This window comes from Flavobacterium chilense (genome assembly GCF_001602525.1).
In the GTDB taxonomy this organism is placed as follows: domain Bacteria; phylum Bacteroidota; class Bacteroidia; order Flavobacteriales; family Flavobacteriaceae; genus Flavobacterium; species Flavobacterium chilense.
In genome coordinates this window covers 182689-203674 of record NZ_LSYT01000010.1, presented here as the reverse complement: position 1 = coordinate 203674, position 20986 = coordinate 182689, and the positions used below count along the sequence as shown (strand labels likewise).

Annotated in this window: 20 protein-coding genes; 7 read left to right on the top strand and 13 right to left on the bottom strand. The window is 34.2% G+C overall.

The genetic code is table 11. The annotated features are described in order from the left end of the window. Positions 1-10: 10 nt before the first annotated feature. The 3 genes from mscL (at position 11) to A4F88_RS21475 (ending at position 2178) form a co-directional block, all read left to right on the top strand. On the top strand, positions 11-388 hold the full coding sequence (mscL, locus tag A4F88_RS21485) for a large conductance mechanosensitive channel protein MscL (RefSeq protein WP_068844817.1): 378 nt from the start codon (positions 11-13) through the stop codon (positions 386-388). Positions 389-561: 173 nt separating this feature from the next. Then, positions 562-1551 (top strand): aspartate-semialdehyde dehydrogenase, encoded by a 990-nt coding sequence (locus A4F88_RS21480; protein WP_068844891.1) that lies wholly within the window; start codon positions 562-564, stop codon positions 1549-1551. A 117-nt stretch (positions 1552-1668) separates the two neighbouring features. Then, positions 1669-2178 carry an SMI1/KNR4 family protein gene (locus tag A4F88_RS21475; protein ID WP_068844816.1) on the top strand — a complete coding sequence of 170 codons (510 nt, stop codon included), beginning with the start codon at positions 1669-1671 and terminating at the stop codon, positions 2176-2178. Positions 2179-2222: 44 nt separating this feature from the next. Here A4F88_RS21475 and A4F88_RS21470 read toward each other — a convergent pair whose 3' ends face one another. The 4 genes from A4F88_RS21470 to A4F88_RS21455 form a co-directional block, all read right to left on the bottom strand. Beyond that, positions 2223-2540 carry a 2Fe-2S iron-sulfur cluster-binding family protein gene (locus A4F88_RS21470; protein WP_026982672.1) on the bottom strand — a complete coding sequence of 106 codons (318 nt, stop codon included), beginning with the start codon at positions 2538-2540 and terminating at the stop codon, positions 2223-2225. Between the two features lie 60 nt (positions 2541-2600). After that, positions 2601-3083, bottom strand: a complete 483-nt coding sequence (locus A4F88_RS21465; RefSeq protein WP_068844815.1) for a hypothetical protein — start codon at positions 3081-3083, stop codon at positions 2601-2603. Between the two features lie 216 nt (positions 3084-3299). Further along, entirely contained in the window at positions 3300-3539 is a 240-nt protein-coding gene (locus A4F88_RS21460; protein ID WP_068844814.1) for a NifU family protein, read from the bottom strand. A gap of 83 nt (positions 3540-3622) precedes the next feature. Further along, the gene (locus A4F88_RS21455; RefSeq protein WP_068844813.1) at positions 3623-4750 is read right to left on the bottom strand and encodes an Mrp/NBP35 family ATP-binding protein; all 1128 of its coding nucleotides are present in this window, start codon (positions 4748-4750) and stop codon (positions 3623-3625) included. Positions 4751-5142: 392 nt separating this feature from the next. On the opposite strand from A4F88_RS21455, the gene A4F88_RS21450 reads away from it, so the two are divergent. Continuing rightward, positions 5143-6741 carry a L,D-transpeptidase family protein gene (locus A4F88_RS21450; RefSeq protein ID WP_068844812.1) on the top strand — a complete coding sequence of 533 codons (1599 nt, stop codon included), beginning with the start codon at positions 5143-5145 and terminating at the stop codon, positions 6739-6741. A gap of 67 nt (positions 6742-6808) precedes the next feature. On the opposite strand, the gene A4F88_RS21445 is transcribed toward A4F88_RS21450, so the two are convergent. The 3 genes from A4F88_RS21445 to A4F88_RS21435 form a co-directional block, all read right to left on the bottom strand. Next, positions 6809-9238, bottom strand: a complete 2430-nt coding sequence (locus A4F88_RS21445; RefSeq protein ID WP_068844811.1) for an ABC transporter permease — start codon at positions 9236-9238, stop codon at positions 6809-6811. A 147-nt stretch (positions 9239-9385) separates the two neighbouring features. Next, positions 9386-10093, bottom strand: a complete 708-nt coding sequence (locus A4F88_RS21440) for an ABC transporter ATP-binding protein (RefSeq protein ID WP_068844810.1) — start codon at positions 10091-10093, stop codon at positions 9386-9388. 104 nt (positions 10094-10197) lie between these two features. After that, a complete protein-coding gene (locus A4F88_RS21435) occupies positions 10198-11445 on the bottom strand; it encodes an efflux RND transporter periplasmic adaptor subunit (RefSeq protein ID WP_068844809.1) in 1248 nt (415 codons plus the stop codon). A 158-nt stretch (positions 11446-11603) separates the two neighbouring features. Between A4F88_RS21435 and A4F88_RS21430 the strand changes: the two genes are divergently transcribed. Further along, on the top strand, positions 11604-12950 hold the full coding sequence (locus tag A4F88_RS21430; RefSeq protein WP_068844808.1) for a sigma-54-dependent transcriptional regulator: 1347 nt from the start codon (positions 11604-11606) through the stop codon (positions 12948-12950). Positions 12951-12953: 3 nt separating this feature from the next. After that, positions 12954-14279 (top strand): sensor histidine kinase, encoded by a 1326-nt coding sequence (locus tag A4F88_RS21425; RefSeq protein ID WP_068844807.1) that lies wholly within the window; start codon positions 12954-12956, stop codon positions 14277-14279. Positions 14280-14517: 238 nt separating this feature from the next. Here A4F88_RS21425 and A4F88_RS21420 read toward each other — a convergent pair whose 3' ends face one another. The 5 genes from A4F88_RS21420 to A4F88_RS21400 all read right to left on the bottom strand — a co-directional run bounded on the left by A4F88_RS21420 (position 14518) and on the right by A4F88_RS21400 (position 18674). Then, a complete protein-coding gene (locus A4F88_RS21420; RefSeq protein WP_068844806.1) occupies positions 14518-14844 on the bottom strand; it encodes an MGMT family protein in 327 nt (108 codons plus the stop codon). 165 nt (positions 14845-15009) lie between these two features. Further along, the gene (locus tag A4F88_RS21415; protein ID WP_068844805.1) at positions 15010-15645 is read right to left on the bottom strand and encodes a LysE family transporter; all 636 of its coding nucleotides are present in this window, start codon (positions 15643-15645) and stop codon (positions 15010-15012) included. A gap of 43 nt (positions 15646-15688) precedes the next feature. Next, positions 15689-16366, bottom strand: a complete 678-nt coding sequence (trmB, locus tag A4F88_RS21410) for a tRNA (guanosine(46)-N7)-methyltransferase TrmB (protein WP_056206595.1) — start codon at positions 16364-16366, stop codon at positions 15689-15691. A gap of 171 nt (positions 16367-16537) precedes the next feature. Then, positions 16538-17920, bottom strand: a complete 1383-nt coding sequence (locus tag A4F88_RS21405) for an ammonium transporter (RefSeq protein WP_068844804.1) — start codon at positions 17918-17920, stop codon at positions 16538-16540. Between the two features lie 262 nt (positions 17921-18182). Beyond that, positions 18183-18674, bottom strand: a complete 492-nt coding sequence (locus A4F88_RS21400; RefSeq protein ID WP_068844803.1) for a nuclear transport factor 2 family protein — start codon at positions 18672-18674, stop codon at positions 18183-18185. 249 nt (positions 18675-18923) lie between these two features. Between A4F88_RS21400 and A4F88_RS21395 the strand changes: the two genes are divergently transcribed. Further along, positions 18924-19583, top strand: a complete 660-nt coding sequence (locus tag A4F88_RS21395; protein WP_068844802.1) for a hypothetical protein — start codon at positions 18924-18926, stop codon at positions 19581-19583. A 210-nt stretch (positions 19584-19793) separates the two neighbouring features. On the opposite strand, the gene wrbA is transcribed toward A4F88_RS21395, so the two are convergent. Then, the gene (wrbA, locus tag A4F88_RS21390) at positions 19794-20954 is read right to left on the bottom strand and encodes an NAD(P)H:quinone oxidoreductase (RefSeq protein WP_068844801.1); all 1161 of its coding nucleotides are present in this window, start codon (positions 20952-20954) and stop codon (positions 19794-19796) included. Between the last annotated feature and the right edge of the window lie 32 nt (positions 20955-20986).

Sequence of the window (20986 nt, the reverse complement as noted above, 5' to 3'; positions counted from 1 at the left end):
AGAATCAATTATGGGATTATTTTCTGAATTTAAGGAATTTGCAATGAAAGGCAACGTAGTCGATCTGGCTGTGGGGGTTATCATTGGAGCTGCTTTTGGTAAAATCGTAAGCTCATTTATTGAAGATGTAATTACGCCATTGTTACTAAAACCGGCTTTAGATGCAGCACATCTATCGACAATCGAAGAATTAACTGCTTTTGGAGGGGTAAAATATGGACTGTTTATATCCGCTGTAATTAATTTTATAATTGTTGCTTTTGTATTGTTCATCATCATTAAAGCAATCAATCATGCAAAAAAGAAAGATGTTGCACCACCGCCACCTGCAGGGCCTACACAAGAAGAATTATTGACGCAAATTAGAGATTTATTAAAAAATAAATAAAATATAATACCGCTACACTAAGTCTAACTTAACCGCTTCTTAATTGAGGCGGTTTTTTTATGATTGTTTGTTTTGTAACATTTTGTTATTTTTTGTTAAGCACCTTGTTTTGATTTTTATTATGTATACTTTTGCATGGTAAAATTAGATTAATTCATACTAAAAATATAAAAATGAGAATAGCCGTTGTAGGTGCCACTGGTATGGTTGGCGAAATAATGCTTAAAGTATTAGCAGAAAGAAATTTTCCTGTTACAGAATTAATTCCTGTTGCATCTGAGAAATCAGTTGGAAAAGAGATAGAATATAAAGGTCAGAAATATAAAGTTGTTGGTTTGCAAACTGCTGTAGATATGAAAGCAGATATTGCTGTTTTTTCTGCAGGAGGAGATACCTCATTAGAATGGGCACCAAAATTTGCAGCAGCCGGAACAACAGTTATTGATAATTCATCGGCATGGAGAATGGATCCAACTAAAAAATTGGTAGTTCCTGAAATCAATGCTAATATTTTGACTAAAGAAGATAAAATTATTGCAAATCCAAACTGTTCAACTATTCAGATGGTTTTGACTTTGGCTCCATTGCATAAAAAATACAATATCAAAAGAATCATTGTTTCTACTTACCAATCAATTACCGGAACGGGTGTAAAAGCAGTAAAACAATTAGAAAACGAGTACGCAGGAATTCAGGGTGATATGGCGTATAAATATCCAATTCACAGAAATGCGATTCCACATTGCGATAGTTTTGAGGAAAACGGATACACTAAAGAAGAAATGAAATTAGTTCGTGAAACTCAAAAAATCCTTGGTGACAATACAATTAGAGTTACAGCAACTGCAGTTCGTGTACCAGTAGTTGGCGGACATAGCGAAGCCGTAAATGTTGAGTTTACAAACGATTTTGATGTAAATGAAGTTCGTGAAATTTTGCACCATACAGATGGAGTAGTGGTACAGGATAATTTAGACACCTTTACATATCCAATGCCATTATATGCAGAAGGTAAAAATGATGTTTTTGTGGGAAGAATTCGTCGTGACGAAAGCCAGCCAAATACTTTAAACATGTGGATTGTTGCAGATAATTTAAGAAAAGGTGCAGCAACAAACACCATTCAAATCGCCGAATATTTAATTCAGGCAGGTTTAGTATAATCAGAGATTAAAGAAAATTGTTATAAAGAAAGAGCCGTGATTGCAGTAATGTAATTACGGTTTTTTTGTGAGAAAATAGTTTGTTAATTGCTAACTTAGCAGTTAAAATTAGATTTTATGAATTTCGACAACTATAAAATAATCCCAAATTATCAGACCAATAAAACCGATCTGTTTACAGCTGATGCAGCAGAGATTCTGGCCTGCGAAAAAACATTAAATGTTCTTTTTGATGAAGATTATAAAGAATATGTTTCACAATATGGAAGCGGTATTCTGGGCGGAACATATGTAAGGATATTTCTTCCTGAAACCATAATAGTAACCCTGGAAGAATGGAGAAAACGCATCGCAGAATATTGGTTTTGGGATGAAGGAAAAGATATTTTGACAAAAGATGAAGTATTGAGCTCAATTAGAATTGGAGATACTTTTGACGGAGATGAAATTATTGTATTAAAAAACGAATATTATATTTTACCCCGCTACAGTGAAATGATCTATAAAGCCGGAAATACACTCGAAGAAACAATTACCTGGTTATGTTCGTCCGGAATTTTAACAGAGGCATTTTCAGAAAGAGAATTTGAACCTTTTAATCCTGCAGATCATTTAAAAAACGAATAAAAACAAAAAAGCGAGAATGTATTGATTCTCGCTTTTTTTTATTCTTAATATTCCGGTGCCAGTTCTAATTCCAGCCCTTCTAATTCTGTAGTAATTGGAATCTGACAGCCTAAACGACTATTCGATTTAACATAAAATGCTTCCGACAGCATGGCTTCTTCTTCATCTCCCATTTCAGGTAATGCAACATCATTCAGAACATAACACTGGCAAGAAGCACACATGGCCATTCCGCCACAGGTTCCCTCAACAGGAAGTTCGTATGCTTTGCATAACTCCATTATATTCATTGCCATATCAGTTGGAGCCTGTAACTCGTGTATAACTCCTTCTCGATCCTTGATCTTTATTAATACATCCATTTTAATTATTTGGAATTTTACTGGTTAGGATTCTATAACGTGAAAAAATCCCTAATTATATTAACTGTTTTTGATGCTAAATGCGTATTCTTTTTTGTTGCCTTCTTTAAGGCGCATTTTTACACCAAGAATATTTCCTTTTTTCTCCAGTATCGTTACTATTGCGATAACAGAGTAATAATCTTTGTCTGACTGAAAAACTAAAGTGCCTTCGTAAGTTGAATTCATTACCCCTTGTTTATCTGTTGTAACAGATACTTTTCTTGGATGAGAGAATTGAGCAGTACTATAAGTTGTTTTATTAGAAAACTTAGCTTTTCCGCTGCAAAGATCGTATAGTAAATCATAGTTTCCTATTTTCAGGCTTCCTTCTTCCTCATTCGCATTAGTCGAAAATACAATCTGACCTGCATATTGAAAATCGGACCATTCTTCAGACTCATTTAGCCAGGCTTTATCAACAATTAGGGTTTGAGTAGTTTGTTGTGCATAATTTGCAGAAACACAAAACAACAATAAAAACAGCGCGTAAAAATTCTTCATCAGTTTCGGATTTTGGGGTTATGTTACAAATTTAAGTTAAATAAGTAATAATTCCTTAACTAAAACCCTTAAATCTTTGCGTTGTTTTTTGTTAAATCCACAATATAAGACTTTGTTTTTTATGTTTTTCTGAGTATTCTTCAGTTAAACTGTTCAAAGCACTATTATTCTTGTTAATAAGCAAAATTTAAAAAAGCTAAAATAGTCGGTTTTTTGCTACATTATATTTACCACTGTTTCGATCTGTGGGGCATATTTTTTTATGGTAGTTTCAACTCCCGCTTTTAGTGTCATTTGATTTACACTACAGCTAATGCATGCTCCTTCAAGACGAACGGTAACATGTTTGTCATCGTCTATTGAAATTAGCGTAATGTCTCCTCCGTCAGAATTTAAAAAAGGTCTGATTTCGTCAAGAGCTAATAATACGTTGCTTGTTAATTCTTCTGTTGTCATAATATTAATGTGTCAATTAGGTAATGTGACAATTAGAAAATTCTTTAAAACTATCTAATTGTCACATTATCTTAATTATCTAATTATTTTTTTACTGCCGAGCAACCAGCCATTGTTGTAATTTTAATAGCTTCAGTTGCGGGTAAACTTTCGTTTCTGTTTACGGTTTCCTGTACCACATTACGAGTAATTTCCTCAAATACTTTTTCTATTGGAGAAGCTGTTTGTAAAGCTGCCGGACGACCGTAATCTCCTGCTTCACGAATAGATTGTACTATTGGAACTTCTCCTAAAAATGGAACTTCTAAATCTTCGGCAAGGTTTTTTGCTCCTTCCTGACCAAAGATATAATATTTATTGTCAGGTAATTCTTCTGGTGTAAAGTACGCCATATTTTCTATAATTCCCAAAACAGGAACATTAATGTTGTCCTGCATAAACATCGCAACACCTTTTTTAGCATCTGCAAGTGCTACTGCCTGTGGTGTACTAACCACAACAGCTCCGGTAATTGGTAATGACTGCATAATCGAAAGATGAATATCTCCTGTTCCCGGAGGTAAATCGATCAACATGAAATCTAATTCGCCCCAATCTGCATCAAAAATCATTTGATTCAAAGCTTTTGCAGCCATTGGGCCTCTCCAGATCACAGCCTGACTTGGTGCAGTAAAGAATCCAATAGAAAGTATTTTGATTTCATAACTTTCAATAGGTTTCATTTTTGATTTTCCGTCAACAGTAATCGAAACCGGTTTTTCGTTTTCAACATCAAACATAATTGGCATCGAAGGTCCGTAAATATCAGCATCAAGAACTCCAACAGAGAATCCCATTTTAGCCAGTGTTACAGCAAGATTAGCCGTAACTGTTGATTTTCCAACGCCACCTTTACCAGAGGCAACGGCAATAATATTTTTAATTCCCGGAATTGCACGACCTTTTATTTCGTTTTTCTCAGGAGTTTCTACTTTAATGTTTACTTTGATTTTTGCTTCAGGAGAAATTAATTCATGAATTGTTTTTTTAATATCGTCTTCAGCTCTTTTTTTGATGTGCATTGCCGGAGTGTGAAGAACTAAATCAACCACAACTTCATCTCCAAAAGTAATAACATTGGCTACAGCACCGCTTTCAACCATATTTTTTCCCTCGCCGGCTATGGTGATTGTTTCCAGAGCTTTAAGGATTTCTTTTCTATCTAATTTCATTTTGATGTACTATTTTTTGTTCTAAAAAGACAGTTTTAAAGATTATGCTTATTTAAACTGAATTCAGGGTGCAAAGATAACAGATTAAGTTCGGAATTAAGCGATTTTGAATTGTAATTATTGATGTAGAGATTATTCAAAATTATAAGGAAATGTTATTTGCACCATTTAATCTTAAATTCAATAGATTTCAATTTCCGGTATGATTGCTTTTTTGTATAAATTTTCTTCCTTTTGGAAGTAGATTCTCATAAAACTTCTTTATATTTGAGTACCCAAATCAATGATCTCCAGTTATTAAAAAAGTATGTGAAAACTTGTTTTTTAGGATTGCTTATTGGGTTTTCCGTAATTTTTAAAAAGTTATTTTCTATCACCTAAACTTTAAAAATATGCGAAATTTTACTTTTTCTACAATTATTATTGCGATCAGCTTTTTTGCATTTTCATTTAATTCATTCTCACGAAAAACAGAAAGTAAAGAAGCTGTTGTAAAACACAAATACGTTTCGGTTCTTACCATAGATGCGGCGTCTATAAATGCTTTTTTTAAAAAATATCCCAAACTAAAAAAATATCAGAAAGATGTTGAGGATGTTTATAAAAACAAACAATATAAATCGATTTGGTATGATGATAAAAGCATCACTGAATTTGCATCATTATTGTACCAAAAAGTAAATGTCCTTAAAGATCAGGGAATAGACAGCAAAATGCCTTATAAGGAAGTAATTGATCAGGCGTTTAATGAAACCGATAATATTACTCCTCCGCAATTAGAAACAGAATTACTCCTGACCAGTATGTATATTTTCTATGCCAGTAATGTTTATTCTGGTGTAGATCCTGCAACTCTAAAGAAAATTGGCTGGTATTTACCGGCTAAAAGTATTTCTTATTCTAAAATTTTAGATTCTCTGATTGTCGATACAAATCGATTGAATGAAGATGACAATCTTTTATTTAATCAATACTACAAACTAAAAGATGCCTTAAAAAAATATCGAAAAATCGAAACCGATAATCTTTGGCAGAAAATTACGATTGACAGTGCTAATTACAAAGATTTAAGACCAGATGATACAGCTGTTGCCATAAAACAAATCAGACAGCGTTTGTTTGTTGTTGGAGATCTTAAACGCGATTCTAAAAGTGATGTATATGATGAAGAATTAATGGCAGGTGTACTGAATTATAAAAAAAGATACAACCTTAAATTAAACTACGCCATAACGAGAGATCATATCAATCAGTTGAATGAACCAATCAGTAAAAGAATTAAAACAATTATGCTGAATATGGAAAGATGCAGATGGATTCCGACTAATTTGTCTAAAGCAAGCGAATATGTGATGGTGAATATTCCGTCGTTTAGAATGTTTTATGTGAAAGACGGGAAATATGCACTCGTTTCAGATATTTTCGTTGGCAACAGACTTAGTGAAACGGTTATATTCAGTGGTAATATGGATCGAATTGTTTTTAGCCCTTATTGGTATGTTCCCAATAGTATTATTCAAAACGAATTAAAACTTCAGATTGCAAGCAATAAAAACTATTTAGCCGAACATAATATGGAATGGAATGGAGGGAAAGTGAGACAAAAACCAGGACCTAAAAACTCTTTAGGACTGGTGAAATTTATGTTCCCAAATCCAAATGATATTTACATGCACGATACACCTGCAAAAAGTTTGTTTGAATTTGAGAACCGTACTTTCAGTCACGGTTGCATTAATGTGAAAGAAGCAAAAAATCTGGCACTCGCTATTTTAAAAGATGATCCGGACTGGCCAGTAGACAAAATTGATAAAGCGATGAGTGGCGAAAAAGAAACTACTTGTATGCTTAAACATAAAATTCCGGTTTATATAGGATATTTTACCGCCTGGGTTCAGGACAATGGCGAAATAAATTTTTTCCCGGATGTATACAGCCGCGATGAGAATTTAGATAAACTGCTTTATTCTGATTCAGTTGTTGCAAAATAAAAAGTAAAAAGAAACCCGACAGATTCAGGAGGTCTGTCGGGTTTCTTAAAAAAAATGGTCTACAAGTTTATTCGTATTTTAGATATTTTAAGATATCAATTTTAGTTACCTGATAGGCTTTTGCCAAAACTATTATTAAAGTCAAAAGCATCAATGAAATCAAAGCGATACTATATGGGATTACTGAGACTCCAATTCTGAAAGCAAAGTTCTCCAGCCATTTCTCTAGCAAAATGTATGCCGGAATAATGCCAATTACAAATCCTAGTAAACAAAAGCCAACATATTGCTTAGAAAGCTCCTTTAATAATGCATCTGTTTCTGCTCCTAATGTTTTTCTAATCGCGATTTCTTTCAGTCTTCTTTCCATCGAAAAAGAGGCTAAAGCAAACAATCCAAAGATCGCAATGATAATTACAACCAGATTTAAGATAAAAAACAGATTTTTTTGCTGTACTTGTTCCCGATATGTTTTAGCAAAACCTTTATCTACAAATTCATAATCAAATGGATAATCAGCATTAATATTTTTCTGCCAATAGGTTTTTAGTTTGGATAGAGTTTCTTCTAAATTTTCAGGAGAAACCTTTACAAAAACATTATCAAAATTATTCCATTTTAAAGTTTTAAGATTGATAAAAACCATTGGAGGAACTTTGTCCTGCAATCCTGTAATATTAAAATCTTTAACAACGCCAACGATTTTGAATTTTAAATTTCCTTTTTCATTTCCCCAACCGGAAGCGATAATAGTATTTACCGGATTTTTAAGATTTAATGTTTTAGCAAGAGTTTCATTGATTAACCAATTATCAATAGTGTCTGAGGCAAATTTTGGAGATAAATCACGTCCTTTAATCACCTTTATTTTCATCATATCCAGAAACCCAAAATCCATTTCGACATTTCGTGGCTGAACAAAAATACCATTATAGGTAAAACCGGAACTTGAATTAGTGCTGTTTCCAAACGAACCTGCAAAAGTCGAAACATCTTTAACTCCCGATATTTTTAGAAGCTCTTGTTTTGTAGTCTGATATTTTTCTCCTTTTTTGCTGTTATCTAAATAGTTAAATGGAATTCTGATGACCTGATTTCCGCTAAAACCAAGATCTTTATTCATCATATAATCTACTTGCGAATTCACGATTAAAGCTCCAATAATAAAAAATGCCGCAATACCAAACTGAAAAATAAGCATCGAATTTCGAATCCAGATACCGCTTTTGCTTCTCGAGAAGTTTCCTTTTAAAACCTTTAGCGTTTCAAAATTTGAGATATAAATGGCAGGGAAAATACCCGCAAGAATGATTACTAATCCAAATATAAAAATAAGCTGCAGGTAAAATTCACTGCCATTCATAGTCAAAGACTTCTTCAGGAAAGTATTGTAATAGGGTAATGAAAGTTCTACAATTGCCAAAGCAAAAAGAATCGCCAAAATCACAATTATAGCAGTTTCAAAAATAAACTGAACAATGATTTGCTTTTTAGTTGCCCCCACAATTTTACGAACACCTACTTCTTTTGCACGTTTTATGGCTGATGCAGTCGCTAAATTAATGTAGTTTACCAGCGACAGAGTCAGGATCAAAATAGATAAACCAACCATGATATAAAGCAATTGGAGATTTCCTTTGCCTTCAGGGAAATTGCGGCCTTGTGAAGATTTTGTGCCATGCAAACGAGCAGTGCTCAATTGATCTATAATCACTTTGATCTCACCATTTTCTTTTACATATTGTTCAGGAGTTTGTCCGTTTGCCTTAGCATCTTTTAGGGTTCTGTTGACATAATTTACGTTTTGCATCTTTTTTAAAAGAGTAGCAACATCAGTTCCTTTTTTTACTTTAATCATTAAGCCGTAATTAAAGTTCCCCCAGCTTTGATCATCGCCCTCGCGCTCAATACCGCTAAAAACATAATTAGGTTCTACAGCCGATGGGCTTATGATTTTATAAACAGATTTTACGACATAATCCTTATTATAGTAATTAATAGTTTTTCCAATAGGATCATCATTTTTGAAGAGCAGTTTTGCAGTTTCTTCAGAAATAGCAACGCTGTTTTTATCTTTTAAGATATTTGTTTTTGCCCCTTTTACAATTGGAAAAGGAAACATGTCAAAAAAGCCATTGTCTGCTAAAGTTATTTTTTTATGAAAAAAGTTTTGACCCTGAGATTTGATCAAAGCATCATTATACCAGGTATTAAAAAAGCTAATTTCCTCAATTTCGGGAATCGTTGCTTTACAGGTTTTCCCAAAAGGGACTGAAGAAGAAGCCCAGATATCTCCTGTTGCTCCAATTTTATTCAGAACCTGAAATGTGTTTTCTTTTCCCGGATTCCATTGATCGTAGGCATTTTCATTATTCCAGTATAAAATGGCAAAAATGACTCCGGCAATACCAATGCTTAATCCCAGAACATTTAAAAACGAAAACAATTTGTTTTGCTTTAAATGATATATAAATATTTTAAACCAGTTAAAAATCATGTTTTATTTTTTATAGTTATTATAGTTCGTTTTTGGATTAACTTACAGTTTTATGGTACAGGTAAGTTTTAAATCATAGCTAATACTTTGCAAACAAATCCCATTAGAATCACGATTGCTGTTACAATAAATTTTATCATTTTGTATTTATTTAGCGTCCATAAAAACATCAACATTTCTCTGATTTAGTTTTTCAGAAAATATAACACCATCTTTCATATGGATCGTTCTTTGCGAAAACGAAGCATCATAATCAGAGTGTGTAACCATCAAAATTGTAGCACCTTTAGCATGTAAATCAGTTAAAAGTTCCATTACTTCATTACCATTTTTACTATCCAGATTTCCGGTAGGCTCATCGGCTAAAATAATTTTAGGATCATTTACCAAAGCTCTGGCAACGGCAACCCTTTGTTGCTGACCTCCCGAAAGTTGTTGCGGAAAGTGTTTTAATCGATGAGAGATATTTAATTTCTCGGCAATAGCTTCTATTTTTTGTTTTCTGTCAGCTGCTTTTACATTATTATAAAGCAAAGGCAATTCAATATTGTCATAAACAGAAAGCTCATCGATTAAGTTGAAATTCTGAAAAATAAAACCAATATTTTCTTTACGAACAGCAGCTCTTCCTTTTTCTTTCAGGCCTATCATTTCCTGATCTAAAAGTTTGTAACTTCCGCCACTGGCACTATCCAGAAGACCAATAATATTCAGTAAAGTTGATTTTCCACAACCAGAAGGCCCCATAATCGTTAAAAAATCCCCTTTTTTAATTTCTAAAGTTATTCCGCTTAAAGCTGAAGTTTCTACTTCTTCTGTTCTAAAAACTTTGGTTAAATTTTGAATTGTTATCATAGTTTTAAAATTTTAGTTGTTATTGATTGTTTTTTGATTGATGATTGAAACGTTGTTAATTGTTAATTGTTAATTGTGAACTGTGAACTGTGACTGAAAACTGTTTACTGCGAATTACTAATTGATAATTCATCTACATCTTTATAGTCAACATAGGACGAAGTGATCACAGATTCGCCTTCTTTTAAGCCTCCAAGTACTTCATAATACGAAGGGTTTTCGCGGCCTAATTTTATGTTTCTTCTTTCGGCTTTATTTCCTTTTACTACAAAAATCCATTTTCCTGCTGTTTCCTGATTAAAGATTCCTTTTGGAATTACCAGTGTTTTATTTTTTTCAGATAAAATCAGTTTTACACCAAAACTTAATCCGTCTTGCAGAACAATACTTTCCTTAGATGTAAAAGCCAGCTCTACAATAAAATGTCCGCCTTTTACTTCAGGAATTACTTTTGTTACTACCACTTCAAGATTTTTTCCTTTAAATTCAACCTGACCTTTTAGACCTTCGCGTACTTTTTCAAGATAAAATTCATCAACGTCGGCAGTTAATTTGTAGCCTTGTTTAGAGTCTATTTTTCCAATACTTTCGCCAGCCTGAAAAGTTTTTCCTAAAACAGGTTGAAAAGAAGTTAATCGGCCGGATTCAGGAGCAATAATTAGAAAGTTCTTTTTGTTATTTCTCAAAATATCCAGACTCTTTTCCATGGTTTGAATCGAATTGTTGATTTGTGAAATCTGAATCTGATTGGTTTGTTTTTCTTTTTGAATACTTTGCTGAATTGTTTTTTTTCGTTCTTCCTGAAAACGAAGACTTTCTTTAAAGTTGTTCCAGTCATTTCTGGAAATCACTTCTTTTTCATATAATTTAGCATTCATATCATATAATCTTTTTGCATCATTATAATCATGTTCTATTAAAACCAAGTCTTTAGTTAAATTTAGTTCCTGATTTCTAATGTTCAGTTTTCCAGTGTTCAAATTGTTAATTTGCTCAATAATAGCGGTTTCCTGAGTTAGGTAATTAAGTTCTGTATTTGGATTGTACAAACGTGCCAGTGATTGCCCTTTGGTAACCATTGCACCATTTTCGACAAAAATTTCTTTTACAGATCCTCCTTCGGTAACATTCACAAGCATTACATTCAAAGGTTCAACTTTGGCCTGAAAAACCACAAAATCTTCAAAAAAAGCTTTTTCAGCTTTTTGAATGCTTAATTCGTCTCCTTTTACATTCAAGCTTCTTTTGGTATTGAATGAAAAAAAGAGAATTGCTGCCAAAACTAAAAAAACTCCAATTGCTATTGTGAGATATCTAAATTTTCTATTTTTACGAGGAATTACTGTGTCCATTTCTTTAATAATTTACTGATAGTCAATAGGTAAATACTGTGCCGTAAAATTTATTATCTGTAAAGCATTGATTCTAAAGAAGCTTTAAAAATGATCCAAAAACATAGTGTTCGATAATGAACAGTTGACCGTTCGTTATCGGACAAAAAATAATAATCATGCGAAAAAAACAAGCCCAAATATTAATTGTTGACGATCAGGAAGAAATTCTTTTTTCGGCAAAAATGATTCTTAAAAAACATTTTGAAACCATTTTTACGACAAATAATCCCAAAAAAATCATTTCAATCTTAAATGAAAATGAAATAAATGTGGTTTTGTTAGACATGAATTACCGAATTGGTTTTGAAGATGGGCGAGAAGGTATTCACTGGCTAAAAGAAATTAAAACACTTTCGCCTAAAACGATTGTGATTTTGATGACTGCGTTTGGTAAAATTGAAACGGCTGTTGAAGGAATAAAAATTGGTGCTTTTGATTATGTTTTAAAGCCCTGGAACAACGAAAAATTATTTGAGATCATAGATAAAGCGGTAATCGAAAGCAGAAAAAACAATAAAAAAGTGGTGGAAGAAAAAATCACAAAGAACTATTTTGTTGGAAATTCGCTTAAAATAAAACAAGCCTATTCGATTGCCGAAAGAGTTGCCAGAACAGATGCAAATGTTTTAATATTGGGCGAAAACGGAACAGGGAAATATGTTTTTGCAGAGTTTATCCATCAAAATTCAGAACGAAAAGAACAGCCTTTTGTACATGTAGATTTAGGTTCTTTGAGTGATAATCTGTTCGAAAGCGAATTGTTCGGATATGCAAAAGGAGCTTTTACAGATGCCAAAACAGATACAGCCGGAAGATTTGAAACAGCTTCTGGCGGAACGATTTTTCTGGACGAAATAGGGAATATACCATTGCACCTGCAATCTAAATTACTGCATGTTCTGCAAACCAAAACAGTGACTCGTTTGGGTGAAAGTAAGGCAAGACCTTTAAATGTCAGAATAATTTCGGCAACCAATAATGATATCAAAGCTGAGGTAAAAAGTAAAACCTTTCGAGAAGATTTGCTGTATCGCATTAATACCATGGAAATAAACCTGCCGCCTTTGCGTGAACGAAAAGATGATATTGTTCCCATGGCACATTTTATTCTGGATAAAGTTGCCGAAAAATACAATCAGGAGAATTGGCGTTTTGAAGACAATGTTGCGCCTTATCTGGAGAAATATCCCTGGAAAGGAAATATTCGTGAATTAGAGAATAAGATCGAACGTGCTTTAATCCTCGCAGATCACCATACCATTTCTGTAAACAATTTAGATATTCTGGACTTTGAAGAGATTCAGGAAAATGATGAAAACCCGTTGTCTGAAATGGAAAAAATGGCTGTAGAAAAAGCACTCTTCAAACACAATGGAAACATTAGCAAAGCTGCCGAAGAATTAGGCTTGTCAAGGGCTGCTTTGTACAGAAGAATTGAAAAATACGATCTGAAAAACAGCTAAACAATGAAAAACTGGAAATTTTACAACGCTTTGTTTTTAAGGGTTCTCATTATTATGATACCCTTTTTCTTTTGCGTCTTTCTGATCTATAAAACACTTTATTATAACGCAATCTTAGTAGGTTTTTTTATTTTCATACTCTTATTTGAAATGTATTTTTTCGTCAAAAATCATTCATTGTTTTATGATAAAATATTGCTTTCGATTTTGCAAAATGATTTTTCTACCAATTTCCCGGAAGAGTATAAAAAGCAAAATTTCAGTAATCTGTATCTTTTGTATAATACTTTAAAATACCAGCAACAAGACCAAACTTCAAGAGAACTTATCTATAAATCGATTTTGAATAATATTGATACAGGAACTTTAATTCTCGAAAAAGAAAACGATGATTGGGCTATTTTTTTAATGAACGATTGTTTTTCAGACTTGTTTAAAGTTCCAAAAGTAAGCCATTGGGGATATCTGAAAAATTATTTGCCATCGCTTTGTGATGAAATTGAAAAGGCTGGTTTTGCCGAATTAAAATCGGCAATTTCGATAAAAATTGAAAGTCAGGATTTGCAGACTTTTGTACTTCAGACATCGGTTACAAAAACATACGATAAAGAATATTTTATCATTTTACTAGATAGTATTCAGCGTGTGATTGAGAAAAAAGAAAAAGAAGCCTGGATTAATCTGATGAAAATCATTTCGCACGAATTAATGAATTCCTTAACGCCAATTCGTGCGCTTTCGCAAAATTTACTTCAAATTGTTGATCAGGAGCAACTCGAAGAAGATGATTTTGATGACATCAAAAGCAGTATTTCGACAATAATAAACCGAAGTGACCATTTGCAGGTTTTTGTAGAGAATTACAGAAAACTGGCCATGCTCCCAACGCCAAACAAACAAATGACGCCAATAAACGCGCTTTTTGAAGATTGTATGCGTATTATGAGCCCGATTTTGAAAGCTGAAAATATTGAATTAATCAATGAAATTAATAGTTCAAGGTCGATTTTGATTGATAAAAACCAGATGGAACAAGTGATTATTAACTTAATCACCAATAGTGTTTATGCGCTGAAAGAAAAGGTAGAAAAGAAGATGTTTTTGTCTAGTTATACAGAGAACAATCGCTTTTTTATCATTATTTCGGATAACGGAAAAGGAATCGATGACGAAATTAGAGATAAAGTATTCCTGCCATTCTTTACCACCAGAAAAGACGGAGCCGGAATTGGTTTAACACTTTCTAAGAATATCATCGAAGCACACGGCGGATATTTAAGCTACCAAACTGATGATGATAAAACGAGTTTTGTGATTTGTTTGATTTAGAATTTAAACCATATAAGTGATGTAAGTTCATTTTAGTTGGGACTTAAAATAGTTTCTGAATCTTTGTCAAAGTTATTACGCGCATTTTTGTCATCCCGAGGAACGAGGGATCTCCGTTAGTAGCTCGACAAAGATTGAAAATCTTGCTTGCGGAGTTTCTTGCGGAGATCCCTCGTTCCTCGGGATGACAAACTAGACGAATAGAAAGAAGTTGAACTTTTAAATGAACTTATATCACTTATATGGTAATCTCAGGTGTCCAAAAGTGTTTTTCGAGATCTATAATTTGATTGTCAACAACTTCAATACCTTCGCTTTCCAGAAGCTGTTGCATTAAGTTGGTACCGTCAAAATGATGTTTTCCGGTCAAGAGCCCTTTTCGGTTTACTACTCTGTGCGCTGGAACATCATCCATATTGTGACAGGCATTCATTGCCCAGCCTACCATTCGTGCAGAACGGGCTGTTCCTAAGGCTTTTGCAATAGCGCCATATGAAGTTACTTTTCCGTACGGAATTTGTCTGGCAATTGCATAAACTCTCTCAAAAAAATTATCTTCAGCCATAAAATTGAAATACTCATTTATAAATTTTCATCCAGATTTAGCAGATTTAAGCGGATTAAAATAAATTCCCTTTTAGATCTGTATGGATTTGCAAAATCTGCGTGAAACTAATTTAAGAAATCCTTTTGATGTTTTTATCCCGATAGTTATCGGGAGTAGTATTATTTACCCGAAATAGTAATTCAGGATATTAAAGAGTGTTACCACAGCCACTAATCCAGTGATGCTCCCTATAATGGTATTCATGTTTTTCATTAAGTAATCGGTCTTTTTTTCTATTCGTCCAAAGAAACCAATATAGCTGTACAAAGCAGCAAACGAGCCTAGAACAGAGCCCATTACAAAAGTAAAAATAATGTTGCTTTCGAATACAAAAAGATGATAAGAAGCCAAAGTAACACTTACCACAACATAATACGGAATAGGGAAAAAATTCAGACCCGAAAGCAGCATTCCTAAAAAGAAACGACTTTTTTTACTGCTCTTTTTAATCTTCGATTTTTTGGCTTTAGGCTCTTTTGCGATAAACAAAAAGTAAATCGTTAAAATAGAGAAAATAGCAAACCCAACTTCACGTAACAATGTTACCACATCAGGTCGGTTGTCAATTACCTGAGCAAATAAAACCGCTACATAAACCTGAAAAAAGATAACTAAAATAGCACCGGCAACAAACCACAAAGCATTCTTTTTTCCTTCTTTAAGATTTACTTTGGCTGCGGTCATATTGATTAAACCAGGTGGAATAATCCCAATGAAAGCGGCAAGAAAACCTGAAAGTAATGGGGTAAGTAATGCCATTCAGTTATTTAATGTAGTTGGAAATATGTTTTTAAAATTAAAGTTAGTCTTTAATTTTAAAGCGAATATACGTAATTGCCTTATTAATTTCTAAATATTGTTTTTCATAAAAAGTCTGAAAAGCAGTAACTTCTTCCGGGCTTCCTTCGTTTCTGTAGACATTATGGTTGGCGTATAAAACCTCATGTCCTTCACCGTGAAGTAATCCCAGAGTGTAACCGTGCATGAATTCGCTATCGGTTTTAAGGTTTACAACACCGTCTTTTTTAAGGATTTTTTTATACAATTTTAAAAACTCCGAATTGGTCATTCTGTGTTTTGTTCTTTTGTATTTAATTTGCGGATCCGGAAAAGTAATCCAGATTTCATCCACTTCATTTTCGGCAAAAATATGATTGATTAATTCGATTTGAGTTCGAACAAAAGCAACATTATGAAGTCCGTTTTCAACAGCGGTTTTAGCGCCTCTCCAAAAACGGGCACCTTTAATATCAATTCCGATAAAATTTTTGTTAGGATATTTTTCAGCTAATCCAACAGAATATTCTCCTTTTCCACATCCTAATTCTAAAACTAATGGATTGTCATTTTTAAAGAAATCAGAATTCCATTTTCCTCTCAAAGGCATTAAATTGCCTACAACTTCTTCTCTGGTTGGTTGAAAAACGTTTTGAAATGTTTCGTTTTCTCTGAATCTTTTTAGTTTATTTTTACTTCCCACTTTTACAAAAATTTTCAGCAAAATTAAGGAATATAAACGAATGAAAATAGCTGAATTGGGTTTTAAAATTTTTAGCCCCGAATTCACGAATTTTTAATTAATCTATTATCACAAAATAGAAGAAGAAAAATTCGTGAATTCGGGGCTAATTTTAATACTATAAATGTTTTTTTACCCGTAATGGGCTTCAGTAATTGGTTTTAATTTTGGATCAAGGGTTTCATCATGTTGCGATAAATCTAATCCGATATGTTCGTTTTCTTCAGAAACACGTAACGGAATAATAAAATTAGTCACTTTAAATAAGAAATAAGCGCCAAAGAAAGTAAAGATAGAAACCAGAACCAATGCCATCATATGATGCGCAAATACATTCCAGCCTCCGTGCAGTAAACTTGCATCTTTGCCATGAGCAAAAATTGCGGTTAGAATCATTCCCATAATTCCGCCAACACCGTGACAGGCAAAAACATCAAGCGTATCATCGAATTTTTTTGATAAACGACAATTTACAACTGAGTTCGAAACCAAAGCTGTTATAAATCCAAAAAACATACTTTCAGGAACCGATATAAATCCTGCTGCCGGAGTTATGGCAACCAATCCTACAACTGCGCCAATACAGGCGCCAAGAGCCGAAACTTTCCTTCCGTTCATTCGGTCAAAGAAAACCCAGGTTAACATTGCAGCAGCAGATGAAGTTGTTGTTGTTGCAAAAGCCATTGCGGCAGTTCCGTTGGCAGCAAGAGCAGATCCGGCGTTAAACCCAAACCACCCAAACCATAACATTCCTGTTCCTAATAATACAAACGGAATATTGGTTGGTATATGCTGACTGTTTTTTCTTTTTCCTAAAACCAAAACTCCGGCAAGAGCTGCAAATCCTGAGCTCATATGTACCACAGTTCCTCCGGCGAAATCTTTAACACCAAAATAACTTCCTAAAATTCCTGTTGGATACCAAACCGAATGGCACAAAGGCGCATAGATAAATATGGTAAACAAACTAATGAACAATAAATAGGATATAAAACGAACACGCTCTGCAAACGAACCGGTAATAATAGCCGGAGCAATAATCGCGAATTTCATTTGAAACAGCGCAAACAACATAAACGGAATTGTACTGGCCAGTTGCTTATGAGGCAAAACACCCACATAATCCATAAAAGCAAAAGTAGTCGGGTTACCAAAAAAGCTGTAAAAATGATCACCGGAACCAAATCCTACAGGATCACCAAAAGCGAGACTAAATGCCACAACAACCCATAAAAGTGTTACAACGCCCAAACAAATAAAACTTTGCAGCATAGTCGAAATCACATTTTTTCGGCCTACCATTCCGCCATAGAAAAAAGATAATCCCGGAGTCATGATCAAAACCAGACAACAAGAGGTTAACATCCAGGCAACATCGGCAGGAACGATATGATCGGTTGTGCCAAATTCAGACAATACGTAGCTATTTTGAGTAACAGTTGGCCAAAATGCACCGGTAATACAAACAATACTTATAATAATAAAGGAAATGATCCAGCGTTTTTCTATTTTCATTTTTCAAATACTTTATTTAACCCTATTTTTTTTGGGGTCAAAGTTAAAAAAAAATAAAGATTTTGATTTTTAGGGCTAATAAAATAGAGGTTGTTCTTTTATTTTAGTCAATTTTGTAATATTCAATCCGTTTTTTTGAGAGTATCTTATTTTGAACTTCTAAATTACAGCTAAAATTGCCAATTGTATTATAATTAATTTGTTATCTCGCTTGCTAAAGTGCTAGAAAAGTTAGGATTATAAAAAGAAAGTTCGAAATTGTTTATTTTTTTCGAAGCTTCGTAATCAAAACATCTTCAATTGGTGCTTTTATTTTGATGGCAGCATCAACTTCTTCGTTCGGAACTGTCATGGATAAAACATAGTGCTGAATTTTCCATTCTTTCCCCACTTTAATCAAAACCCCCGAGCCACGACAAATTTTCATCTGCGTATTTAGCAATTCATCAAACCACGCAATTTTTCCTGTTTTATCAAAAAAGATATGACGTTCAAGAGCCGTAAAATTCCAGGTTTTTCCTTTGTCAAAAAATGGTTTTGCCCAAACTTTAAAGTCTTTTTTATTCCAGTTCTCAGTAGCATCAGTTCCAATAAAAATAGCATCATCTGCCATTAAGTTAAAGTAAGCATCAAACTTTACATCAGCGGCAGCTTTATGCCAGGCATCGATAGTTTGATTGACTTTTTCTTTTTCTGAAGTTTGTGCATTTGCAAAAGTTGCAACGAATAATAAAAGTAAAACTGATTTTTTCATAGTGTATGTTGTATTTGGATTTAAAGTTAATAATGATTTTTAAAGGAGGGAAGGTTTCATGCAGATTTTACAGATTGAAGCTGGTAAATTGCAGAAAATTTATAAATTCTCCGCGTTCCTCTGTAAAATCTTCGTGAAACAAAAAACTTTGCGACTCTGCGCCTTTGCGAGATTAAATAACAACGAAAATCTTATATTACTTATATGGTGAAATCTTAGTATATTTGAGTGCTTTAAAATCGACACATCATGAATCCAAAAATACTTATCTCCTCTATATTTGTTACTTCCCTAATTTTTACTTCCTGCAAGAAAGAATTAGAACCACAGGCAAGTACACCCGCATCTGAATTGGTGAAATTAGGATTAGCAAAAGATACCACAAAAACGCCATCGGTAGTTCAGGCATCACCAACGAATCCTAATACGGTAATGGGCGATACAAAAGGAATAAATCCTGCACACGGACAGCCGGGACATCGTTGTGATATTGCCGTTGGCGCACCGCTAAATTCGGCTCCAACACAAACACAAACCACAACGGCGCAACCAGGGCAAACCGTACAGGTAAATCCGGGTCAGCAAAATGTAGTGACAACAACCACTACCACACCAGTAAAAGTAGCCAAAGGAATGAATCCGCCACACGGACAACCGGGACACAGATGCGATATTCCGGTTGGAGCACCTTTAAATTCTCCTGCAGCAAAACAACCTGCGACTAATGCAGCAGAAAGCGGAAGTGTATCACAAAATTTTACCGTAACGCCGCCGGCAAATAACAATGCGGTTCCAACTTTATTAAGTACAGAAACTCCGGCAAAAGTAGCCGAAGGAATGAACCCTCCACACGGACAAGCAGGTCATCGCTGTGACATTGCTGTTGGAGCTCCATTACCAAAATCATAATATTTACGTCAATAATAATCTGGGCGTGCCACCAATAAAAAAAGGGGCCAACTATGCAAATCGCTTAGTCGGCCCCTTTTTTATTGCTGTCGGGCTTTCGCTGCTACTTCGGTAGCTTAGCTCTATCCCTCACGCGAAACAGTTTTCAGTCTCAGCGTACTCTTGTCATCCTGAGCGAAGTCGAAGGAGCGTAAAGTATAGAATATCTTTTTATTCAATTTCAAAAATCGCCTGAATTTCTACAGCCGAATTTATCGGTAACGAAGCCGCACCAATGGTTGCTCTCGCGTGTTTTCCTTTTTCTCCAAAAACCAAAGCTGCCAGATTCGAAGCCGAATTCATAAGTGCCGCATGTTGCGTATATTCAGGAGTTGTATTAAAATATCCTGTCAATTGTACACATTGTTTTACTTTGTTCAAATCGCCTCCGCAAGCTTCCTTTAGAACCGCAATTACATTAAGCATCGTTTGATATGTCGCTTCTTTTGCCTGATCGTCTGTAACTGTTGCACCAACTTTACCCGGATTTAAAATCTTCCCGTCCTTCAAAGCCACCTGATTAATGTATACCTTATGATCAGAAATCGTAAACGGAACATAATTTCCAACCGGTTTTGGTGCTTCAGGAAGTACAATGTTATTGTCTTTTAAAGTTTTGTTGATATCGCTTTTTGTTTCAGCCGAAGTGGTTTTTGCTGACTTTATATTCTCTGTGTTTCTCAATCCCGAAGCTACTCTTGCCAAAGCTTTTCCTTGTTCTTTAGCCAAATTCAGTTCGCTTTGCGACGGACGTGTTCCGGTTGATCCTGCTAATGAAGTTGCTCCAAAAGGCGTATTTCCCTGCGGAACCGTTTTGTCTAAAGTTGCTGTTCCCATAATTCCGGTTGGCACAATCACCATTCCGTGCGAAGCCAGAATATTCCAGAAAGATAAAATTGCTGCTTCTTTTCCTGCTCCGGATCCTGCCGACATAAACACCGTTGCTGGTTTTCCTTCTAAAGCTCTCGAAGTCCAAAGCGGAATACTCTGACTGAAAAAGTAATTCATATCAGCACTAATATTGGCAAAATGAACCGGGCTTCCAAAAGCGATTCCGTCATAATTAACCAATTCTTCGATTGTAGCAATTGGTAATTTCTCTACATCAGCATTTAGTTTCTCTTTTGTATTTATAGAAGGAACACGCTTTAAAGTCGCTTTAGTATTTGGATATTCCTGAATTCCTTCGGCAATTGATTTTGCCATTTTATAAGTTCCGCCGTTTTGAGAATAAATCAAAACCAGGACATTGGTTTCAGATGGTTTTGTTTGTGCATTGGCACCAAGACCTATAAAAACTGCGATTAATAATACGAGTAGTTGCTTTTTCATGATTGCATTTTAAATAATTTGTAATGGATAAT

Bases quoted from the DNA above. Each gene is read 5' to 3' on its own strand.
- mscL (WP_068844817.1), top strand. From the start codon at position 11: ATGGGATTATTTTCTGAATTTAAGGAATTTGCAATGAAAGGCAACGTA.
- A4F88_RS21480 (WP_068844891.1), top strand. From the start codon at position 562: ATGAGAATAGCCGTTGTAGGTGCCACTGGTATGGTTGGCGAAATAATG.
- A4F88_RS21475 (WP_068844816.1), top strand. From the start codon at position 1,669: ATGAATTTCGACAACTATAAAATAATCCCAAATTATCAGACCAATAAA.
- A4F88_RS21470 (WP_026982672.1), bottom strand. From the start codon at position 2,540: ATGGATGTATTAATAAAGATCAAGGATCGAGAAGGAGTTATACACGAG.
- A4F88_RS21465 (WP_068844815.1), bottom strand. From the start codon at position 3,083: ATGAAGAATTTTTACGCGCTGTTTTTATTGTTGTTTTGTGTTTCTGCA.
- A4F88_RS21460 (WP_068844814.1), bottom strand. From the start codon at position 3,539: ATGACAACAGAAGAATTAACAAGCAACGTATTATTAGCTCTTGACGAA.
- A4F88_RS21455 (WP_068844813.1), bottom strand. From the start codon at position 4,750: ATGAAATTAGATAGAAAAGAAATCCTTAAAGCTCTGGAAACAATCACC.
- A4F88_RS21450 (WP_068844812.1), top strand. From the start codon at position 5,143: ATGCGAAATTTTACTTTTTCTACAATTATTATTGCGATCAGCTTTTTT.
- A4F88_RS21445 (WP_068844811.1), bottom strand. From the start codon at position 9,238: ATGATTTTTAACTGGTTTAAAATATTTATATATCATTTAAAGCAAAAC.
- A4F88_RS21440 (WP_068844810.1), bottom strand. From the start codon at position 10,093: ATGATAACAATTCAAAATTTAACCAAAGTTTTTAGAACAGAAGAAGTA.
- A4F88_RS21435 (WP_068844809.1), bottom strand. From the start codon at position 11,445: ATGGACACAGTAATTCCTCGTAAAAATAGAAAATTTAGATATCTCACA.
- A4F88_RS21430 (WP_068844808.1), top strand. From the start codon at position 11,604: ATGCGAAAAAAACAAGCCCAAATATTAATTGTTGACGATCAGGAAGAA.
- A4F88_RS21425 (WP_068844807.1), top strand. From the start codon at position 12,954: ATGAAAAACTGGAAATTTTACAACGCTTTGTTTTTAAGGGTTCTCATT.
- A4F88_RS21420 (WP_068844806.1), bottom strand. From the start codon at position 14,844: ATGGCTGAAGATAATTTTTTTGAGAGAGTTTATGCAATTGCCAGACAA.
- A4F88_RS21415 (WP_068844805.1), bottom strand. From the start codon at position 15,645: ATGGCATTACTTACCCCATTACTTTCAGGTTTTCTTGCCGCTTTCATT.
- A4F88_RS21405 (WP_068844804.1), bottom strand. From the start codon at position 17,920: ATGAAAATAGAAAAACGCTGGATCATTTCCTTTATTATTATAAGTATT.
- A4F88_RS21400 (WP_068844803.1), bottom strand. From the start codon at position 18,674: ATGAAAAAATCAGTTTTACTTTTATTATTCGTTGCAACTTTTGCAAAT.
- A4F88_RS21395 (WP_068844802.1), top strand. From the start codon at position 18,924: ATGAATCCAAAAATACTTATCTCCTCTATATTTGTTACTTCCCTAATT.
- wrbA (WP_068844801.1), bottom strand. From the start codon at position 20,954: ATGAAAAAGCAACTACTCGTATTATTAATCGCAGTTTTTATAGGTCTT.